16 protein-coding genes are annotated in these 18,475 nt (G+C 72.5%); 5 read left to right on the top strand and 11 right to left on the bottom strand.

All coding sequences use genetic code 11. The annotated features are described in order from the left end of the window. Positions 1-140 precede the first annotated feature (140 nt). From OHV05_RS26630 to OHV05_RS26585, 10 genes are all read right to left on the bottom strand, one after another. Positions 141-1,043 (bottom strand): hypothetical protein, encoded by a 903-nt coding sequence (locus tag OHV05_RS26630; protein WP_405019890.1) that lies wholly within the window; start codon positions 1,041-1,043, stop codon positions 141-143. Continuing rightward, positions 1,040-1,561, bottom strand: coding sequence for a SigE family RNA polymerase sigma factor (locus OHV05_RS26625; RefSeq protein ID WP_405019889.1), 522 nt, complete (start codon positions 1,559-1,561; stop codon positions 1,040-1,042). The genes OHV05_RS26630 and OHV05_RS26625 overlap by 4 nt, the downstream gene beginning before the upstream one ends. Before the next feature lie 68 nt (positions 1,562-1,629). Further along, the gene (locus tag OHV05_RS26620) at positions 1,630-2,304 is read right to left on the bottom strand and encodes a response regulator (RefSeq protein ID WP_405019888.1); all 675 of its coding nucleotides are present in this window, start codon (positions 2,302-2,304) and stop codon (positions 1,630-1,632) included. Then, complete coding sequence (locus tag OHV05_RS26615; RefSeq protein WP_405019887.1) at positions 2,301-4,856, bottom strand: ATP-binding protein; 2,556 nt, start codon at positions 4,854-4,856, stop codon at positions 2,301-2,303. The genes OHV05_RS26620 and OHV05_RS26615 overlap by 4 nt, the downstream gene beginning before the upstream one ends. 107 nt (positions 4,857-4,963) lie before the next feature. After that, positions 4,964-5,593: a potassium-transporting ATPase subunit KdpC gene (gene kdpC, locus OHV05_RS26610; RefSeq protein ID WP_405019886.1), complete on the bottom strand. Its 630-nt coding sequence runs from the start codon at positions 5,591-5,593 to the stop codon at positions 4,964-4,966. Between the two features lie 14 nt (positions 5,594-5,607). After that, positions 5,608-7,719 carry a potassium-transporting ATPase subunit KdpB gene (gene kdpB, locus OHV05_RS26605; RefSeq protein WP_405019885.1) on the bottom strand — a complete coding sequence of 704 codons (2,112 nt, stop codon included), beginning with the start codon at positions 7,717-7,719 and terminating at the stop codon, positions 5,608-5,610. Beyond that, the gene (gene kdpA / locus OHV05_RS26600; protein WP_405019884.1) at positions 7,719-9,380 is read right to left on the bottom strand and encodes a potassium-transporting ATPase subunit KdpA; all 1,662 of its coding nucleotides are present in this window, start codon (positions 9,378-9,380) and stop codon (positions 7,719-7,721) included. Before kdpA ends, kdpB begins: the two co-directional genes overlap by 1 nt. Before the next feature lie 2 nt (positions 9,381-9,382). Further along, the gene (gene kdpF / locus OHV05_RS26595; RefSeq protein WP_057230172.1) at positions 9,383-9,472 is read right to left on the bottom strand and encodes a K(+)-transporting ATPase subunit F; all 90 of its coding nucleotides are present in this window, start codon (positions 9,470-9,472) and stop codon (positions 9,383-9,385) included. A gap of 333 nt (positions 9,473-9,805) precedes the next feature. Beyond that, positions 9,806-11,791 carry an APC family permease gene (locus OHV05_RS26590; protein WP_405021549.1) on the bottom strand — a complete coding sequence of 662 codons (1,986 nt, stop codon included), beginning with the start codon at positions 11,789-11,791 and terminating at the stop codon, positions 9,806-9,808. Positions 11,792-12,015: 224 nt separating this feature from the next. Continuing rightward, entirely contained in the window at positions 12,016-13,869 is a 1,854-nt protein-coding gene (locus OHV05_RS26585; protein WP_405019883.1) for an APC family permease, read from the bottom strand. A gap of 230 nt (positions 13,870-14,099) precedes the next feature. Here OHV05_RS26585 and OHV05_RS26580 point away from each other — a divergent pair, with 230 nt between their 5' ends. After that, the gene (locus OHV05_RS26580) at positions 14,100-14,606 is read left to right on the top strand and encodes a SigE family RNA polymerase sigma factor (protein WP_405019882.1); all 507 of its coding nucleotides are present in this window, start codon (positions 14,100-14,102) and stop codon (positions 14,604-14,606) included. Positions 14,607-14,655: 49 nt separating this feature from the next. Continuing rightward, complete coding sequence (locus tag OHV05_RS26575) at positions 14,656-15,456, top strand: hypothetical protein (protein ID WP_405019881.1); 801 nt, start codon at positions 14,656-14,658, stop codon at positions 15,454-15,456. A gap of 22 nt (positions 15,457-15,478) precedes the next feature. Here OHV05_RS26575 and OHV05_RS26570 read toward each other — a convergent pair whose 3' ends face one another. Then, positions 15,479-16,021 carry a universal stress protein gene (locus tag OHV05_RS26570; protein WP_405019880.1) on the bottom strand — a complete coding sequence of 181 codons (543 nt, stop codon included), beginning with the start codon at positions 16,019-16,021 and terminating at the stop codon, positions 15,479-15,481. A gap of 329 nt (positions 16,022-16,350) precedes the next feature. On the opposite strand from OHV05_RS26570, the gene OHV05_RS26565 reads away from it, so the two are divergent. From OHV05_RS26565 to lysA, 3 genes are read left to right on the top strand one after another with little or no spacing between them, the layout of a single operon-like run. Next, positions 16,351-16,686, top strand: a complete 336-nt coding sequence (locus OHV05_RS26565) for an SseB family protein (RefSeq protein WP_405019879.1) — start codon at positions 16,351-16,353, stop codon at positions 16,684-16,686. Continuing rightward, complete coding sequence (locus OHV05_RS26560; protein ID WP_405019878.1) at positions 16,683-17,030, top strand: Lrp/AsnC ligand binding domain-containing protein; 348 nt, start codon at positions 16,683-16,685, stop codon at positions 17,028-17,030. Before OHV05_RS26565 ends, OHV05_RS26560 begins: the two co-directional genes overlap by 4 nt. Beyond that, positions 17,027-18,370 (top strand): diaminopimelate decarboxylase, encoded by a 1,344-nt coding sequence (gene lysA, locus OHV05_RS26555; protein ID WP_405019877.1) that lies wholly within the window; start codon positions 17,027-17,029, stop codon positions 18,368-18,370. Before OHV05_RS26560 ends, lysA begins: the two co-directional genes overlap by 4 nt. Positions 18,371-18,475 lie beyond the last annotated feature (105 nt).

Genomic DNA, 18,475 nt, shown 5'->3' with positions numbered 1-18,475 from the left:
GCTGGTGTCCCGTGCGGCGGTCATGGCGTGAATTTAGCATTTTCGGCACGGAATGGCACTTGATGCATGCCATCGGCAGCACTCAGTGCCAACAGTGGGCCGTCGCAGCCGGGCCCTGGCTGCGACGGGTCAACGACGGGTCAGGACAGCCAGCTCGTGTTGGTGCCGAGCAGTTGGCCGCCGGAGCCGTACACCGCGATGGACCGGGCCTTGTTCCCCTGACGCTCGGGCACCCCGATCAGGCGCACCAGGGAGTCGCCGAGGGTGACCGGCGACGGCTCGGAGGTGCTGCCGTCGGCCCAGGTCACCACGGTCTTCGCGACGTCCGGGCCGACCGTGAGCGCCGCCACCCGGACCGGGCCGGCGTTCTGCCCCTTGCCGAGCGCACCGACCAGCACGCCACTCAGCCCGCCGTCCGGCCCGGTCGGGGTCGGGGGCGTGGGGCCCGGGGCGGTGGGGGTGAGCTCGCCGTTGTACGGCAGCCGGGTGCCGTCCACGGTGTAGTAAAGGTTCACCACGTCCGAGCCGGACTGCCAGTACTGCTGGACGTAGGCTGCGGTCGGCTCGGGCAGGTCGGAGCCCGCCGCGTGCTGCTCCTGCCAGATCATCCTGGCCTGCTCCAGGGACTGCTCCCTGGTCGCCAGCGGCCAGAGCGCGGCCCAGACCTTCCACTCCTTGCCGTCCACCACACCCTGTGCGAGCACGGCCCGCACCGGCGCGAGCGGGTTGCGGGCGAGCGGGACCGCGCCGGCCGACAGGACCGCCGACGGACCGGCGGCCACCCCCGCCGCGGCGGCCAGGCCCGGCCGCCCGGCCGGGCCCAGGCCAGGGCCGATCAGCAACCCGCCGCCGACCACCGCGGCGGTCACCAGGGCCACCGAGCCGGTCAGCACCGCCCGGCGGCGCCGTAGCCGCCGCCGGCCACCGGCCGCCAGCGCGGCCACGGGGGCCGGCCCGATCTCCACCGTCTCCACCAGACCGGCCAGGCCGATCCCCACCTGTGCCGCCGACTCCTCGTACCCAGAACGCTGTTCACTGGTCATGCCGCGCCTCCGATGTCTGCCGTTTCCTTCAGTGACGAGGCGGTGCGCAGCCGGGCGATGCCCTTCGACGCCTGGCTCTTCACGGTGCCCACCGAACACCCCATCGCGGCGGCCGCCTGGCTCTCGCTCAGGTCCTCCCAGTACCGCAGCACCACCGCCTCCCGCTGCCGGGGCGGCAGGGTGGCGAGGGCCGCCAACAGCACGGCCCGCTGGTCGAGTTGGGCGAACCCGTCCGCCCCGGCCCGTTCGGGCACGGCGGTGACCAGCTGCTCCGGCACCTTCCGGCGGAACCGCCGGGCGTGTTCGTTCACCAGGATGCGGCGTACGTACGCGTCCCGGTCGTCGGCCCGGCGTACCTTGCCCCAGGCCGCGTAGGTCCGTTCCAGGGTCGACTGGACCAGGTCCTCGCCCGCGTGCTGCTCACCGGCGAGCAGGAACGCGGTGCGCAGCAGCCGTGGCCAGGCGATGACGGTGAACGCCTGGAACTCGCTGTCCCGGTCGGTCTTCGGTTCTCCCATGAGCACCTCCTCACCCTGCCAGAGCCCAGAACGGCCCCCGACCGTTGCCTCCGGGGCGGCTCGATCTCTCAGGGTTCGAAGCGGTAGCCGAGCCCGGGCTCGGTGACCAGGTGCCGGGGCCGGGCCGGATCGGGCTCCAGCTTGCGGCGCAGGCCGGAGAAGTAGACCCGCAGGTAGTTGGAGTGCGCCTGCTGCTCGGGCCCCCAGACCTCGCGCAGGATGTCCCGGCCCGGCACCAGCAGGCCGGGGTGGGCCAGCAGCAGGGTGAGGATCCGCCACTCGGTCGGGGTGAGCCGGACCGGGCCGTCCGGGCCGGTGACGGTCGCGGCGCCGACGTCGATCTCGTGGACGCCGATGACGGCCTTGGGCGGCGGCTGTCCGGTCGGCGGGCGGCGCAGCACCGCCCGCAGGCGGGCCAGCAGTTCGGCCATCACGAAGGGTTTGGTGAGGTAGTCGTCGGCCCCCGCGTCCAGGGCCCGGACCTTCTCCAACGCACTGCCCCGGCCGGAGATCACGATGATCGGCACCGGGCTCCAGGCCCGCAGGCCCCGGATGATGTCCATCCCGTCCAGGTCCGGCAGCCCGAGGTCGAGCAGCACCGCCTCGGGCATCTGACGCCCCGCCAGGTCCAGCGCCTCGGCGCCGGTGGCGGCGGTGAGCACCGAGTAGCGGCGGGCGTGCAGGTTGATCTTCAGCGCGCGCAGCAGCTGCGGCTCGTCGTCCACCACCAGGATGCGGCTCACGGGGCCACCTCGCCGGGCTCCCCGGCGGGCTCCGGTACGGGCCCGGCGACCGGCAGGGTGAGCAGCATGGTGGTGCCGCCGCCGGGGGTGTCCTCGACCTCGAGCGAGCCGTTCATCGCCTCGGCCAGGCCCCGGGAGAGCGCCAGGCCGAGCCCGACGCCGGCGGTGTTGTCGGTGTCGCCGAGGCGCTGGAACGGGAGGAAGACCCGGTCGCGCTCCTCGGCGGGGATGCCGGGGCCGCGGTCGGCGATCCGGATCTCGACCCGTTCGGCGTGGGCGCTGGCGGTGACCAGGACCGGGGCGCCCGGGGCGTTGTGCCGCAGCGCGTTGGTGATGACGTTGGCCAGCACCCGTTCCAGCAGCGGGGGGTCGGCGAGCACCGGCGGTGCCTCGGCCAGGCCGAGCGGCTGGACCGGGGCGTCCTGGTCGGCGAGCGAGTCGAGGGCGCGCGGCAGCACCTCGTCCAGGTGGGTGGGCGTCAGGTACAGGGTCAGCGCGCCGGCCTGCAGGCGGCTCATGTCGAGCAGGTTGTCGACCAGGCGGTTCAGCTTGAGCAGCGACTCGTCGGCGGTGGCGAGGAGTTCGGCCTGGTCCTCCTCGGAGAACTCCACGTCGGGGCTGCGCAGCGAGCCGACCGAGGCGAGCGCGGCGGCCAGCGGGGTGCGCAGGTCGTGGCTGACGGCGGCCAGCAGGGCGGTGCGCATCCGGTCGGCGGCCTTGATCGGCTCCACCTCGGCAGCGACGGTGGCCAGCCGGTCACGTTCCAGCGCGGCCGCCACGTGGGCGGCGAAGGCGGTCAGCACCCGGTGGTCGGCGGCAGGCAGCCGCCGACCGGCCAGGATCAGCAACGCGCTCTCGCCGACCGGCACTTCGGTCACCTCCCGGTCGGCGGCGGCCTCGCCGCCGGCGTCACTCCTGGCCAGCACCTCACCGCTGGTGCGGTCCAGCAGGGCGACCGAGTCCATCCCGAAGGCGGTCCTGGACTTCTCCAGCAGGGCGGGCAGCGCGTCGGCGCCGCGCAGCACGCTGCCCGCCAGGGTGGACAGCGTCTCCGCCTCGGCGGTGGCCCGGGCGGCCCGGGCGGTGAGCCGGCCGGCGTGGTCCACCACGGTGGAGACGGTGAGCGCGACCACCGCGAACACCGCCAGCGCGATGATGTTGTTCGGCTCGGTGATGGTGAAGGTGTGGACGGGTGGGATGAAGTAGTAGTTCAGCAGCAGCGAGGCGACCACCGAGGCGAGCAGTGCGGAGGTCGCGCCGCCGAGCAACGCGACCGCCACCACGCCGAGTTGGAAGATCAGCGCGTCGGTGGTGAGGTTCAGCCCGGCGTGCGAGAGCAGCGGGGTGAGCAGCGCGGGCAGCGCCAGTCCGACGGTGTACCCGGCCACCGTGCGGCGGCGGGAGTGCCGGCGGCCGAGCGCGGGCAGCCGGCCCCGGCCGCTGAACTCGTGGGTGACCATGTGGACGTCGATGTCCTCGGAGGCGTCCACGGTGGTCTCGCCGATGCCGGGGCCGGTCAGGAACCGGGTGATCCGGCCGCGGCGGCTGGTGCCCAGCACCAGCTGGGTGGCATGGTGCGCGCGGGCGAAGGCGAGCAGCGCGGTGGGGATGTCGTCGCCGACCACCACGTGGTAGCTGCCGCCCAGGGTCTCCACCAACTGCCGCTGCTCGGCCAGGTTTCCGGGCGAGGCCCCGGCCAGGCCGTCGCTCCGGGTGATGTGCACGGCGAGCAGTTCACCGCCCGCCGTACGGTCGGCGATCCTGGCGGCCCGGCGGATCAGGGTCTCGCCCTCGGGGCCGCCGGTGAGGGCCACCACCACGCGTTCCCTGGTCTCCCAGACCCGGTCGATCCGGTGCTCGACCCGGTAGTCCCGCAAGCCCTCGTCGACCCGGCCGGCCACCCAGAGCAGGGCGAGTTCCCGAAGGGCCGTCAGGTTGCCGACCCGGAAGTAGTTGGAGAGCGCGGCGTCCACCTTCTCGGCCTTGTAGACGTTGCCGTGGGCCATCCGGCGGCGCAGCGCCTGCGGGGCCATGTCGACCAGTTCGAGCTGGTCGGCCCGGCGGACCACCTCGTCGGGTACGGTCTCCCGCTGCGGGATGCCGGTGATCTTCTGCACCACGTCGTTGAGCGACTCCAGGTGCTGGATGTTGACGGTGGTGATCACGTCGATCCCGGCCGCCAGCAGTTCCTCGACGTCCTGCCAGCGCTTGGCGTGCCGCCCGCCGGGGATGTTGGTGTGCGCGAGCTCGTCGACCAGGACCACGGAGGGGCGGCGCTCCAGCACGGCCGCCAGGTCCATCTCGGTGAACTCGGTTCCCCGGTAGGTCCGCTGGGTGCGCGGGATGACGTCCAGGCCCTGCAGCATGTTCTCGGTGTGCCGGCGGCCGTGGCACTCGATGTACCCCACCACCACGTCCGCGCCGCGCTCCTGGCGTCTGCGGGCCTCGTCCAGCATCCGGTAGGTCTTGCCGACCCCGGGGGCGGAGCCGAGGTAGACCCTCAGCCGGCCGCGGCGGTGCGCGGGGCCGGGGGTGAGGTCGTCGCGGGCCATGGGCGCTGCATCTTTCGCTGGAGGGCGGATACGGCGGACCGACCCTGCCCCGGGTGGTGTCCCGGGGCAGGGTCGGTCCGTTCAGTCGGCGGCCGGCCGGTCTGCGGTCACTTCTGCTCGCTGACGGCCTTGTTGAGCAGGACGACGTTGACGCCGGCCTGGCCGAGGAAGCCGAGCGGGCGGCCGTCGGTGTACTTGGCGACCAGGCCCTTCAGCGTCTCGGCCGACAGGTTGCGCTCCCTGGCCACCCGGGTGACCTGCTGCTCGGCGTAGGCCACCGAGATGTGCGGGTCGAGGCTGGATCCCGAGGTGGTCAGCGCGTCGGCCGGGACGCTCGCCGGGTCGACCCCGTCGAAGGCTGCGACCGCGGCGCGGCGCTCCTCGACCGCCTTGACCAGGTCCTCGTTGTTGGGGCCGAGGTTGGAGGCGCCCGAGCTGGTCGGGTCGTAGGGGTAGGCGGCGGGCCGGGGCTGGAACCACTTCGGGTCCGGCTGGGCGGCCTCGTCGGCGTCGTCGGGGTTCTTCTTGGGGAGGTTGAAGTTCTGGCCGATCAGGCTGGAACCCACCTCCTTGCCCTCGGAGCTGACGATCGATCCGTTCGCCTTGCCGGCGAACGCGACCTGGCTCAGACCGGTCACCAGCAGCGGGTAGGCGATGCCGAGGATCACGGTCATCACCAGCAGCATCCGCAGCGCGGTCAGGTGGTTGCGCACGATGGTGGGCAGGGGCTTGGACATGGCTTGCGCTCCTTTCAGCTCAGGCCGGGGATGAACTGGACGATCAGGTCGATCGCCTTGATCCCGACGAAGGGGACCACCAGACCGCCCAGGCCGTAGACCCCGATGTTCCGGCGCAGCAGTGAACTGGCGTCCGACGGGCGGTACTTGACGCCGCGCAGGGCGAGCGGGATGAGGCCGACGATGACCAGGGCGTTGAAGACGATCGCCGAGGTGATCGCCGACTGGGGGCTGTGCAGCTGCATGATGTTCAGCTTGTCCAGGCCCGGGTACACGGTGGCGAACATCGCCGGGATGATCGCGAAGTACTTCGCCACGTCGTTGGCGATCGAGAAGGTGGTCAACGCACCACGGGTGATCAGCAGTTGCTTGCCGATCTCGACGATCTCGATCAGCTTGGTGGGGTTGGAGTCCAGGTCCACCATGTTGCCGGCCTCCTTGGCCGCCATGGTGCCGGTGTTCATCGCCACGCCGACGTCCGCCTGGGCCAGCGCGGGGGCGTCGTTGGTGCCGTCGCCGGTCATCGCGACCAGCTTGCCGCCCGCCTGCTCCTTCTTGATCAGCGCCATCTTGTCCTCGGGGGTGGCCTCGGCGAGGAAGTCGTCCACGCCCGCCTCCTCCGCGATCGCCTTGGCGGTCAGCGGGTTGTCACCCGTGATCATGACGGTCCGGATGCCCATCCGGCGGAGCTCGTCGAAGCGCTCCTTCATGCCCTCCTTGACCACGTCCTTGAGGTACACCACGCCCAGCACCCGGGCCTGGGCGGCCCCGATCCTCGAGGCGACCAGCAGCGGGGTGCCACCGGCACCGGAGATCTCCTGGACCAGGTCGGTGACCTCGGTGCCCACCGTGCCGCCGTTGCCGGTCACCCACTCGGCGACCGAGCCGGCGGCGCCCTTGCGGACCTGGTGCACACCGTCGGCCTCGGCCAGGTCGACCCCCGACATCCGGGTCTGCGCGGTGAACGGCACCCAGGTGGCGTGCGTCAACTCGCCCTGGGCGCGGGCCCGCAGGCCGTACCCGGTCTTGGCGAGCACCACGATCGAGCGGCCCTCGGGGGTCTCGTCGGCGAGCGAGGAAAGCTGGGCGGCGTCCGCCAGCTCCTCGACCGACACGCCCTCGGCGGGCCGGAACTCGGCCGCCTGGCGGTTGCCCAGGGTGATGGTGCCGGTCTTGTCCAGCAGCAGGGTGTTGACGTCGCCCGCCGCCTCGACCGCGCGCCCCGACATCGCCAGCACGTTGCGCTGCACCAGCCGGTCCATACCGGCGATGCCGATCGCCGAGAGCAGCGCGCCGATCGTGGTCGGGATCAGTGCGACCACCAGAGCCACCAGCACGATCATCGACTGCGGGGCACCGGCGTAGGTGGCCATCGGCTGCAGGGTGCAGACCGCGATCAAAAAGACGACGGTGAGCGAGGCGAGCAGGATGTTCAGCGCGATCTCGTTCGGCGTCTTCTGCCGGGCGGCGCCCTCGACCAGCGCGATCATCCGGTCGATGAAGGTCTTGCCGGGCTCCGAGGAGATCTTGACCACGATCCGGTCGGAGAGCACCTTGGTGCCGCCGGTGACCGCCGAGCGGTCGCCGCCGGACTCGCGGATGACGGGCGCGGACTCGCCGGTGATCGCGGACTCGTCGACCGAGGCGACCCCCTCGACCACGTCGCCGTCACCGGGGACGGTCTGGCCGGCCTCGACCACCACGTGGTCGCCGAGCCGCAGCGCGGTGCCGGAGACCTCCTCCTCGGCCCCCGAGGCGGGCCAGTCGACCAGCCGGCGGGCCACCGCGTCGGTCTTGGTCCGGCGCAGGGTCTCGGCCTGGGCCTTGCCGCGGCCCTCGGCGACGGCCTCGGCCAGGTTGGCGAAGACCGTGGTGAGCCAGAGCCAGAGGGTGATCGCCCAGGCGAACACGGACGGGTCGGCGATCGCGGCGACGGTGGTGACCACCGAGCCGACCTCGACCACGAACATGACCGGGTTCTTGACCATCACCCGGGGGTCGAGCTTCTTCACCGCGTCGGGGAGCGAGGCGACGATCAGCTTCGGGTCCAGCAGACCGCCGGAGACTCTGTGCGGAGCCTGCGGCTGCCCGGCCGGAGCGGGAGCGGGGGTAAGGGTGGACGACATCAGTGCAGACCTTCCGCGATCGGCCCAAGAGCCAGGGCCGGGAAGTAGGTGAGGCCGACGACGATCAGGATCACTCCCGACAGCAGGCCCACGAACAGCGGTTTGTGGGTGGGCAGGGTGCCCGGGGTGGCGGGGACGGGCTGCTGCCGGGCGAGCGCGCCGGCCAGCGCCAGCACGAACACCATCGGCAGGAACCGCCCGAGCACCATGGCCAGGCCCAGCGCGGTGTCGTACCAGTCGGTGTTGACGGTGATACCGGCGAACGCGGAGCCGTTGTTGTTGGCGGCCGAGGTGAACGCGTACAGCACCTCGGAGAAGCCGTGCGCACCGGAGTTGAGCATCCCGGCCCGCTCCCCCGGCAGCGCCATCGCGATGCCGGTGCCGACCAGCACCAGGGTGGGCGTGGTGAGGATGTAGAGCGAGGCGAACTTCATCTCCCGCCCGCCGAGCTTCTTGCCCAGGTACTCGGGCGTGCGGCCGACCATCAGACCGGCCACGAAGACCGCGACGACCGCCAGGATCAGCATCCCGTACAGGCCGGAACCGGTACCGCCGGGCGCGATCTCACCGAGCATCATGTTGAAGATCGTCAGACCGCCGCCGAACGGCGAGTACGAGTCGTGGAACGAGTTCACCGCACCCGTCGAGGTGAGCGTGGTGGAGGCGGCGAACAGGCTTGACGCGGCGATGCCGAAGCGCTGCTCCTTGCCCTCCATCCCGGCACCGGCGGCCTGCGCGGCCACTCCGGCGTGCTGGACCTCGAAGAAGGTGATCAGCGCGGCCGAGGCCACCCAGAACAGACCCATCACCGCGACGATCGCGTAGCCCTGGCGGTTGTCGCCGACCATCCTGCCGAAGGTGCGCGGCAGGGCGAACGGGATCAGCAGCAGCAGGAAGATCTCCAGCAGGTTGGTGAAGCCGTTCGGGTTCTCGAAGGGGTGCGCGGAGTTGGCGTTGAAGAAACCGCCGCCGTTGGTGCCCAGCTCCTTGATGACCTCCTGCGAGGCCACCGGACCGCCCGGGATCGACTGCGGGTCGCCCGCCAGGGTGGTCAGCTCGTGGAAGCCGTGGAAGTTCTGGATCGTGCCGCCGGCCACCAGGACCAGGGCGAAGACGATCGCCAGCGGCAGCAGCAGGCGCAGCACGATCCGGGTCAGGTCGACCCAGAAGTTGCCGACCCGGTCGGTCTTGTTCCGGGTGAAGCCCCGGATCAGGGTCGCCATCACCGCGATGCCGACGGCCGCCGAGACGAAGTTCTGCACCGCCAGGCCGGCCATCTGCACCAGGTGGCCCATCGCGGCCTCGCCGCTGTAGGACTGCCAGTTGGTGTTGGTGGTGAACGAGATCGCGGTGTTCCAGGCCTGGTGCCCCTCCATCTGGGGAACGCCCAGGCTGAGCAGCAGGTGGCCCTGGAGCCGGATCAGGCCGTAGAGGAAGAGGACCGAGACGGCCGAGAAGGCCAGCACCGACCGCAGGTAGACCGGCCAGCGCTGGTCGGCGTCGGCGTCCACGCCGACCACCTTGTAGAGGCCGCGTTCGACTCTGAGGTGCTTTCCGGTGGTGAGGAGCTTGGCGATGTGGTCGCCGAGCGGGCGGTAGCACAGGGCCAGCGCGCCCACCAGGGCGACTGCCTGCAGCCAGCCCGTGAGTGTTGAGCTCATGGTCAGAACTTCTCCGGGTAGATCAACGCCACGATGAGGTAGCCGACGAGCGCGACGGCGACGATGAGACCTGCGACGTTCTCGGCGCTCACAGCTTCTCCACCCCTCGCGCGATCAAGGCGATGACGGCGAACACGGCAACCGTGATCCCGACGAAGAACAGATCGGACATTGGCTCCACCAGAGTGGTTCAGGACCCGGCCATGGATGCCTTCAGGGGCTCCGCACGGCGCCGGTGGCAGACCGGCTCGGTCAGCAAACCAGCCGGTCAGAGCGCTGAGACGGTTCCTGACGCCCTCCATACGGGTGAGCCCGCGACCTTGACGCAGCCTTGACGCCCACCTCATGCGCCCGGTCCTTGGGCCTGGCCGGAAACGCGTCGGGGCCCCCGGACAGCGGCGCTGTCCGGGGGCCCCGACGGTGCGTCAGACCTGCTCCGGCTCCCGGACCTTCTTGACCGGCCTGGCCGGTTCGCCACGTCGCACCGCGCCGGGTGCGCGGCGGGCCGGACGGTCGGCCCGGGGCGCGGAGGAGAGCTGCCAGGGGACGCTGATCACCATCACGCCGGGGGTGAAGAGCAGTCTGCTCTTCAGCCACAGGGCGGACTGGTTGTGCAGCAGGTTCTCCCACCAGTGGCCCACCACGTACTCGGGGATGAACACCGCGACCACGTCGCGCGGACTCCCCCGGCGCACGCTCCGGACGTACCCGACCACCGGTCGGGTGATCTCCCGGAACGGCGAGTCGAGCACCTTCAGCGGCACCTGGACGTCGAACTCGTCCCACTGCGCCCGCAGTTCGGCCGTGGAGTCCTTCTCCACCTCGACCGTCAGCGCCTCCAGGGTGTCCGGCCCGAACGCCTGGGCGTAGCCGAGTGCCCGCAGGGTCGGCTTGTGCAGCTTGGAGACCAGCACGATCCCGTGCACGTTCGACGGCCGGGCGGACTCCTCGCGCGGGTCCTCCACCGTCAGCTCCTCGGCCACCCGGTCGTAGTGGCGCCGGATGCCGCGCATCATCACCCACAGCACCACCGCCGCGAGCACCGCCAGCCAGGCGCCCTGGACGAACTTGGTGGCCAGCACGATCACCAGCACCAGCCCGGTGACCACGGCGCCCAACGCGTTGATCACCCGGGCCCGTTGGGCGGTGCCCCGGACGGTGCCGTCCGTCTCGGTGGCCAGGGTGCGGTTCCAGTGCCGGACCATGCCGATCTGGGACAGCGTGAAGGAGGTGAAGACACCCAGGATGTACAGGTGGATCAGGTCGGTGACGTCCGCGTCGTAGAGCCAGAGCAGCCCGCCGGCCACCACCGCGAGGGCGATGATGCCGTTGGAGAAGGCCAGCCGGTCGCCCCGGGTGTGCATCTGCCGGGGCAGGTAGCGGTGTTCGGCCAGGATCGAGGCCAGCAGTGGGAAGCCGTTGAAGGCGGTGTTCGCCGCCAGGATCAGCACCAGCGCGGTGGCGGCCTGGATCAGGTAGAACAGGATGCTGTCGCTGCCGCCGAAGATCGCCGCCGCCAGCTGGGCGATCACGGTCTGCTGCGGCGTCGTGGCGCAGTCGGCGTAGCCGGTCAACTGGCAGGCGTCCTCGGTGATGTGGACGTCCGCGATAAGCGCGAGCGCGGTGATGCCGGAGAACATCACGATCGCGGTGATGCCCATCACGGCCATCGTGCTCGCGGCGTTCTTCGACTTCGGCGCGCGGAACGCGGGCACCCCGTTGGAGATCGCCTCGACGCCGGTCAGCGCGGTGCAACCGGAGGCGAACGCCCGCAGGCCGAGCATCAGCAGGGCGACCCCGGCCAGCGCGTCCTTGCCGTGCTCGGGCCGGACCCCGTAGTGGGCACTCTCCGCGACGGGGGCGTCCCCGAGCGCCAGCCGCACCAGGCCGGTGACGATCATCAGCAGGATCGCGCCGATGAACAGGTAGGTCGGTGCGGCGAAGGCGTTGCCGGACTCCCGGACGCCGCGCAGGTTCATCGCCGTCAGCACGGCCACGAAGCCGACCGCCAGGATCACCCGGTGGTCGGCCAGGCTCGGCAGCGCGGAGATGATGTTCGCCACCCCGGAGGCGACCGATACCGCCACGGTCATCACGTAGTCGACCAGCAGCGAGGCCGCCACCACCAGGCCGGCGTTCGGCCCCAGGTTCTTCGAGGCCACCTCGTAGGACCCGCCGCCGCTGGGGTAGGCGTGCACCACCTGACGGTACGACAGCACCACGACCACCATCAGCGCGACGACCGCGAGCGCGATCCACGGGGTGAGGTAGAGGAAGGCGGTGCCGCCGACGGTGAGCACCAACAGGATCTCCTGGGTCGCGTACGCGACGGAGGAGAGCGGGTCGGAAGCGAAGATCGGCAGCGCCAGCCGCTTGGGGAGCAGGGTCTCGCCCAGCTCCTCGCTGCGCATGGCCCGGCCGATCACGAGGCGCTTGAGCGCCTGGGGCAGATTGAACACACGGGCGAGCGTAAGGCTGGCGACCGATCGGCCGCAGCGCGCCGAAAACCCCGCCGGACCGGCTGTTTGCGCAGGTCGGGCGGGGTCTTCCAGGGCGTCAAGGGCCCGTCAGGAGAGGCGTTAAGGGATCGTCAAGATATCCGGAACGAATGCCTCATAGGGCTCATATCACCCGATTACATCCGCAGCCGGAGCCGGCAGACGACCGCGTCGGTGTGCCGGCGCAGCGCGCGGTCGATGACCGCACCGCGCTGGTTCTGCAGCGCCCGCTCCCACAGCCGGGTCGGCTCGACCTCGGGGATCAGGACGGTGATCCGGTCGTAGGCGTGCTCGGAGCCGAGCTCGTTGACGAAACCCACCAGCGGGCGGCCGATCCGGCGGTGCGCGTCGGGGATCTCCAGCAGCGGGACACCGGGGTGCCAGAGCTCCCAGTCGCGGCGAAGCGCCTCGGCGCTCTCACGGTCCTCCGCGTCGGGGACGGTGTGCACCACGGTGACCGCGAGCACCTCGTCGCCGAGCGAGACGGCGGCGCTCAGCGCGTCCCGGGTCAGCCGGGTGATGGCGTGCACCGGGACCACCACCAGCGAGCGCTGCCGGGTGACCGGACCGGGGATCCGGCCCAGCTCCAGCCGGGTGCCGATCCGGGCGTAGCTGCGGTGGACCAGTTCGAAGAGCAGCACCAGCAGCGGCAGCGCCAGGCAGATGCCCCAGGCGCCCTCGGTGAACTTGGTCCCCGTGACCACCACGGCCGCGACACCGGTGAGCAGCGCCCCGCAGCCGTTCAGCAGCGCCTTGCCGCGCCAACCGGAGCCCTGCTCGCGGTACCAGTGCCTGACCATGCCGACCTGACAGATCGTGAAGCCGACGAAGACCCCGATCGCGAACAGCGGCACCAGGCGGTTGACGTCGCCGCCGGAACCGACCAGCAGGGCGGCCGAGACCAGCGCCAGGAACAGCACGCCGTGCCGGTGCACCTGGTGGTCGGCGCGCAGCGCGAAGACGTGCGGCAGGTGGTTGTCCCGGGCCAGCAGGCGCATCAGCACCGGCAGGCCGCCGAACGAGGTGTTGGCCGCCAGGCCGAGCAGGACCACGGTGGCGAACTGCACCACGTAGAAGCCGAAGCCGTGGCCGAGCGAGGCGTCCGCCAGCTGGGCCAGCACGGTGACGCCCTCCACCGGCTGGAGCTGGAACCGGCCGATCAGCACGGCCAGCCCGATCAGCATCACACCGAGCAGGGCGCCGAGCGCGACCTCGGTGTGCTGGGCGCGCTTGGCGCGCGGGGTCCGGAACGAGGGGACGGCGTTGGCCACCGCCTCCACGCCGGTCAGCGCCGAGCAGCCGGCCGCGAACGCCTTGAGCAGCAGCAGCGCACCGACGGCGGTGGCGTTGCCCGCCAGCGCGGAGGCGTGCCCGGCAGCGGCCTCGGTGCTCACCGGGCCGTCCCGGAACAGGCCGACCACGACGATCGCCAGGATCGAGAGCACGAACACGGCGGTGGGCGCCATGAACCAGCGCGCCGACTCGGCGATCCCCCGCAGGTTGACCGCCGTCACCAGCGCCAGCACCCCGAGGCAGAGCCACACCCGCTGGTCGTACAGCGCAGGGAAGGCCGAGGTCAGCGCGGCCACCCCGGCGGTCACCGAGACCGCGACGTTCAGGATGTAGTCGATCACCAGCGAGGCCGCCGCGGTCAGCGCGGTGCGCCGGCCGAGGTGCGCCTTGGCCACCGCGTACGAGCCGCCGCCGTCCGGGAAGGCCGCGATCACCTGGCGGTAGGAGGCGACCAGCACGGCCAGCAGCACCGCGATCGCGACCGTCACCGGCAGCGTGAAGCCGAGGCCGTACGAGCCTGCGGCGGCCAGCACCAGCACGATCGACTCGGGGCCGTACGCCACCGACGCCATCGCGTCCAGCGAGAGCGCCGCCAGGCCCCCGAGCGCGGTCAACCTGTCGCGCTCCGGCTCCGGCCGCGCGCCGGTATCAGGGGGCTCCTCAATCGCCGACTGCTGCGCCGCGGTGACACCGGACATCGAACTGGACCTCCTGCTGAGTACTGGTCCCCTGATCCTGGCGGCGCCCGGCGGGCCGGCGCCCGGCCCGTACGGATCCTTGACGCCGGTGGCCCGTTCCCTGACGGGGCGTTGACGGGCCGGCGCCCGTATTCGAGAAAAGCGCCCGGCCCGCGCGACACTCCGTCCTGCCGCGTAGTCATCAGGGGTATGCACGGGGAACACGGCACGACAGGACAGGGCGGGGTCGAGTGAAATCAGCACAGGAGGACGCGTACCTGGAGTTCGTGGCCGACAGAGCGAAGGCGCTGTACCGGTCGGCGTACGTCCTCGCGGCCGGCGACACGCATCTCGCCGAGGACCTGGTCCAGGAGACCCTCAGCCGGGTGTACGTGCACTGGAACCGGGTGGCCAGGGCGGACAGCCCGGCGGCCTACGCCCAGACGGTCCTGGTCCGCACCTTCCTGACCCTGCGCCGTCGGCGCAGCACCGGCGAGCGCCCGGTCGGGAGCCTGCCCGACCACGCGGCCGCCGGCCCGGACGCCGCGCTGCGGCTCACCCTGCTGGACGGGCTCGGCCAACTGCCGCCCCGCGACCGGGCGGTGCTGCTGCTGCGCTACTGGGAGGACCGCAGCATCGAGGAGACCGCCCGGATGCTCAAGCTGAGCAGCGGGGCGGTCCGCTCCCAGGGCACCCGGGCGCTCGGCAGGCTGCGGGTGCTGCTCGGCGACAGCCTGTCCGACCTGGTGTCGCACTGAGCGACCCCGTCGCAGAGTCCCCATCGACGACAGAAATGGTGAGATCAGCATGCCGTTCGAAACAGACTTCGCCCACGCCGTGGACCGCACGACCGACTCCCTCGAACCCGATCTCGACGCGCTGCTGAGCGGAGCCGTCGCGCGCGGACGCAGCCGTCGGCGGCGGCGCAGCGCCGGCGTCGCCGCCGGGATCGGCGCGTGCGCCGTGGTCGCCGCGGCCTGCCTGGCGATCCCCGGCACGTCGACCGGGATCGGCTCCGGCGGATCCGATCTGGAGATGGTGGCGCTGGCGATGCCCCGTTCCGCGATCAGCGACGCCCAGATGATCGCGGCCCTGCAGGCCACCCTCCCCGGGGGGCGGTTCAGCCAGGTGACCGGACAGAGCAACAACCCCTCCGACCCGAACGCCGGGATGGTCGCCAACGCCGGAATGGTCGTCGACGACGGCCGGGGCGCCGCCGCCATCGGCGTCTCGGCCGTGCGGCTCAAGCTGCCGCTCCGGGACGGCGACGGTCTGAGCTGCGACCGGACGCCCAAGCGTCCTGCGGGCGACACCTGCACGCTGCGCGAACTGCCGAGCAGCGCCGGCCTTCCCGGCGGAGCCCTGGTGATGTCCGAGCGGATCGCGGCCGCACAGCCGGCCGGTGCCGACACCCCCAACCGCTGGACGGTGACGGTGACGGTGAAGTCGACCGGCGCACAGCTCCAGTTGGTGGAGTGGAACAGCACGGTCGGCGCCGGCCCGGACACTCCGAAGCCGACCCGGAACGCCCCCCCGCTCACCGAGCAGCAGGTGGTGACCGCACTCACCGGTGCCGTCTGGGCTCCGATCCTCGGCGCGGTCGCCTGATCGGAGCCCGTTCCGGCAGGCGTCAGTTGACCGGGGCCGGGGCGGTCGGCAGGTGCCAGGGGCCACGGCGGTGCAGGGCTTCCAGCTCGCGCTGCAGCCCCGGCTTGGGCACCACCAGGGTCGGGCAGGCGGCCCGCCGGACGCAGTACGCCGTCACCGAGGGCCGCAGCCCCCGCCGTAGCCAACTGCCGCCACCGGCCCCCAGGACCAGCAGGTCACCCGGCTGGTCGGCGGTGTGCACCAGCGCCGGGCCCGTGTCGCCCCGGACCACCTGCGCGGCCAGCCGCACACCTGCGGGCGCCCCGCCGAAGGCGGCTTCGAGGGCCTCGGTCAGCCGGGCCTCGGCACACTCCTGCCAGGCGGCCAGCAGGGGCGGACAGGGTGCCAGGCGGTAGCCGTGCTCACCGCCCTGCGGCAGCCAGGCGAGCACGGCCAGCACCTCACGGTCGGTCCGGCGGCCCTCGTCCACCGCCCGGTGCAGCGCGGCCAGGCTGCCGAGCGATCCGCTGACACCGACGACGATCCGGTCGGCCCGCTGCCCGTCGGTGCTGTACCCGTCCATCATGTCCGTCCCGTCTCCGCTCGGCTGGTGCGCACAGCCAAACCCGTGCGCCGCCGGGACGGCCGCTCGCTGACGCTTCCCTGACGGTGCACCGGGGTGGCTTGACGCGACTCTGACGCCCCCGGTCCGCGACAGCGGCCCGGGGGCGTTCGGCCGTCCGGGGGCTGGCGGCGTCAAGGGACTGTCAGAACTGACCCACGGTCAGTCAACGAAGCGTCAGGAACGGCTGCCGTCCGCATGATCCGGCTAGCGTCGGAGACCTCTCCACCCAACGCCCCGAGTCGCTCCACGACCCGCCGCGCTTCTCCCGCCTTCCCCTTGGAGTGCACGTCGTGACCAGTACCACCCCGGCTCCCCAGGAGCCTGCCGAACGCCGGACCGTCCTGCACGTCCCGGTCCGGTCCACCGGTGCGGGCTTCGCCCTGCGGCTGTTCCGGCAGCGGGACGGCAGTCGCTGCGCCGTCGCCTTCAGCTCCCCCGACCGGCTGGCCGCGCTGCTCGGGGCCGACCAGCGCTCGGTACCGCTGGCCGAGGCCGCGCTGCGGGCACTGGCCGAACCGCTGGGCGCCACCGCCCTGGTCGTCGACCCCCGGCTGGTCGCCGGGCCGGTCGGACCGGACCGGGCTGTCGACACCGTCCGGCTCCGCGCGCTCCAGCAGCAGTGGTGACCCCCGCACCGGGGCCCGGCCTACGGCTGGTCACCTCCCCCGCCCACCCGGCCGGGTCGCCGCCGCTGCGGGCGGTGGCCCGGGTCAGATCCGGTCCCGCCCGGCTGGACTTCGAGCAGCTGGCCGCCCGGATCCCCGCCGTCCAGTGGGGCCTGGCGCTGGCCGGTGACGCCGACCTGGAACTGCACCTGGCCTGCCGCGATCCGCAGGAGCTGCGCGAGGTGGTCGCCACCCTCCGCCGGGCCGGCGCCGCCGGGGTCCAGGTCGAACTGGTGCTGCGCACCCTGCTGCCCGCGGCCGCCGCCCCGTCCACCGTCCTCCCGGCAAGGAGCACCGTCGCATGACCCTCACCTCTGCCCGCCCCGCCGCTCCCGCCGCCGGGCAGGTCGTCGGCAGCCCCTGGCCGGCCTCCGCCCGGCTGGCGCCGAACGGGGAACTGACCGTCGGCGGCGTCGCGCTCGCCGACGTCGCGGACCGGTTCGGCACCCCGCTGTACGTGCTGGACGAGGGTGAGGTCCGGGCCCGCTGCCGGGCCTACCGGGCGGCCCTGCCCGGGGCCGAAGTGCTGTACGCCGCAAAGGCGTTCCTGAGCAGCGCGGTGGCCGGCTGGGTCGCCGAGGAGGGGCTCGGCCTGGACGTCTGCTCGGAGGGCGAACTGCGGCTGGCCACCGCGGCGGGCTTCCCGCCCGAGCGGATCCTGCTGCACGGCAACGCCAAGAGCCCCGAGGAGCTGCGGCTGGCCCGGCGCCTGCGGGTCGGCCGGATCGTCGTCGACAACCTCGCCGAGATCCCCCGGCTGGCCGCCCTGACCGTCGCCGACGCGCCGCAGCGCGTGCTGCTCCGGGTCGTCCCCGGGGTGGCCGCCGGTCACCACGAGGCCGTCCGCACCGGGGTCGCCGGACAGAAGTTCGGCTTCACGATCGAGGGCGGGGACGCGGCCGAGGCCGTCCGGCGGATCCTGGAGCAACCCGGCCTGGTACTGGCCGGGTTGCACTGCCACCTGGGCTCGCAGATCGACACCGTCGAGCCCTACCTCGGCGCGGTCGAACGGCTGGTCGCGCTGCTCGCGGAGATCCACGCCGAGCACGGCCGCCAGCTGCCCGAGCTGGACCTCGGCGGCGGGCACGGCGTGCCCTACCTGCCCGGGGCCGACGGCCTGGACCTCGACGCCTTCGCCCGGCAGGTGCCGGCCCGGCTGGCCGAGCTGTGCGGACGTCACCGACTGGACGTGCCAAGGCTGTTGGTCGAGCCGGGCCGCGCGGTGATCGGCCCCGCCGGGGTCGCGGTCTACCGGGTGCTGACCGTCAAGCACGGGACCGACGGCCGGGTCTTCGCCGCCGTCGACGGCGGCATGAGCGACAACCCGCGCCCGGCCCTCTACGGCTCCCCGTACTGCGTCCGCCTGATCGGCCGGACCGCGACCAACGCCGTCCGCGCGGTGGACGTGGTCGGCCGGCACTGCGAGGCCGGGGACGTCCTGGTCCGCGACGCCCCGCTCCCCGCCGACCTGCGGCCCGGTGACCTGCTCGCCGTCCCGGTGGCCGGTGCCTACCAGCTCTCGATGGCCTCCGGCTACAACCTGGTCGGCCGCCCGGCCGTGGCCGCCGTCCGGGACGGCGGGGCCCGGCTGCTGATCCGGCGGGAGACCGTCGAGGACTTCCACGGCCGCGAGCTCCCGCACTGAGACCGACCCGTCAAGGGGGCGTCAAATCCGCCGCCCGGCGCGTAGGGCGGACGTCAGGGACCGGCTCCGGCCGGGCCGTTCGGGGGTCCACTGGAGACACGGGCG

The sequence above is a fragment of the Kitasatospora sp. NBC_00070 genome (assembly GCF_045041205.1).
Taxonomy (GTDB): Bacteria; Actinomycetota; Actinomycetes; order Streptomycetales; family Streptomycetaceae; genus Kitasatospora.
This window is presented reverse-complemented; position numbering and strand designations above follow the sequence as displayed.